Origin of the sequence: Limnospira sp., from assembly GCF_051859755.1 — a bacterium.
GTDB lineage: Bacteria > Cyanobacteriota > Cyanobacteriia > Cyanobacteriales > Microcoleaceae > Limnospira > Limnospira fusiformis.
Map to the genome: position 1 here is coordinate 1 of NZ_JBIMLI010000326.1, position 1495 is coordinate 1495.

The window sequence follows — 1495 nt, forward strand, 5'->3', positions numbered from 1 at the left end:
ATGGGGAGCGATCGCCTAATTTGTATACCCGGATTTGTTGGGTGTCGCTTCGCTTTACCCAACCTACGACTAGAAACTCTCCCACCCCTGCTCAATCGGCGCAATCAAATCATCCTCAAAAATAATACTCCCTTTCAGTGGATTCTCTTCAATCGCTGACTCTGTGCCTTCCTCAGTCTCTAGCACAATGACACGGATTATTTTTCCTTCCCATTGGGAGGGGTATTGAGACGGAATGTTAATGATGCCATTGTGAAGAATCGTTTTGAATTCCAGCATTATGCCAACCAAAGTAACGATTGAACACCCCTATTTTACCTCATCCCAGAGACTCAGAGGGTTGATTGATTAAATCTTTGTGAAGCAATAGAGATGCTGCCAGAAACCGGGTTTTTTTGGCCCCAACTCCTGACAACTCCAACTCAGAAACCGGATTTCTCCCTCTTCCCCTCGTTTTCATCCTCAACCCCCGCAGAACCTTTCTCAGCATAATTTGTGGGTTGGGTGAAATTCAATGTAACCCAACATTTGACCGAATTTGTTGGGTGTCGCTTCGCTTTACCCAACCTACGACTCACGCCTCCAACTCACTGACTAACAAAATCTTTAACTCCGCTATGCGCTTTAGTTGAGCATCATTAGTCAAAAATGCCTGACAGCCAGCATTTAATGCCGTTGCAATCTGAAAAGCATCTGGTAGTTGCAGATTGTACCGGACTCTAACCCTTGCCGCCTCACGAGCGATCGTTAGGTTATTCTCCAGAAACAGCACATCATCCCGTGTGAAAATAGCCACATAGGCCTGTTCTAAATTTGTTAAGCCCATCTGTAACGCACCCACTAAACACTCGGCAACCGTCACCGATCCCACTACTGGTGTAATCTCAGACTCTAATCGCTCAAATATTGGATCGACCCGATCAACAAAGCTAGGATTCCTTTCTACAAAGTAAATGACCGGAGCTGTATCTAAAAATAACCGAGATACTCCTGCTAGTGCTGCATCAATTTTCATTATTCGCCTCGCAATACCTGGCTCCGATGCTCATCTGCTTCTCTGCGGGTGCGTGAAACCCAATCTTGAGCATCTTCTCCCATCATTGGATAAGGAGCCATCCCTTTTAAATCAGCCCATCGAGGCTTTGCTGTGACGACCTCCTCGGACTTTTTAAGCCCCTGTGCAATCTGCCTAATCAACTCTAACCGCTCTTCCGGGCTTAGTTGATCGACTTGCTGCAATAGTTGTTGTAGTAAAGGACTCATAAACCCAACCCCCGCCAATTTTCCTGCATCGCTGGCTCTAGTCTACCACTTTCGACTCCTCACTCCTTAGCTATAAGTTGGTTGGACCGAATGCAATGTAACCCAACATTTGACTGAATTTGTTGGGTGTCGCTTCGCTTTACCCAACCTACGACCTTGAGAAACGGGGAGCGATCGCCTAATTTGTATACCCGGATTTGTTGGGTGTCGCTTCGCTTTACCCAACCTACGA

The 1495-nt window shown here is 46.4% G+C and carries 2 protein-coding genes; both read right to left on the minus strand.

Annotated features, from left to right (window positions below):
* Nucleotides 1–574: 574 nt before the first annotated feature.
* Nucleotides 575–1015 (minus strand): type II toxin-antitoxin system VapC family toxin, encoded by a 441-nt coding sequence (locus ACTIE0_RS24330; protein ID WP_187758819.1) that lies wholly within the window; start codon nucleotides 1013–1015, stop codon nucleotides 575–577.
* Nucleotides 1015–1263, minus strand: a complete 249-nt coding sequence (locus tag ACTIE0_RS24335) for a hypothetical protein (protein WP_187758818.1) — start codon at nucleotides 1261–1263, stop codon at nucleotides 1015–1017. The genes ACTIE0_RS24330 and ACTIE0_RS24335 overlap by 1 nt, the downstream gene beginning before the upstream one ends.
* Between the last annotated feature and the right edge of the window lie 232 nt (nucleotides 1264–1495).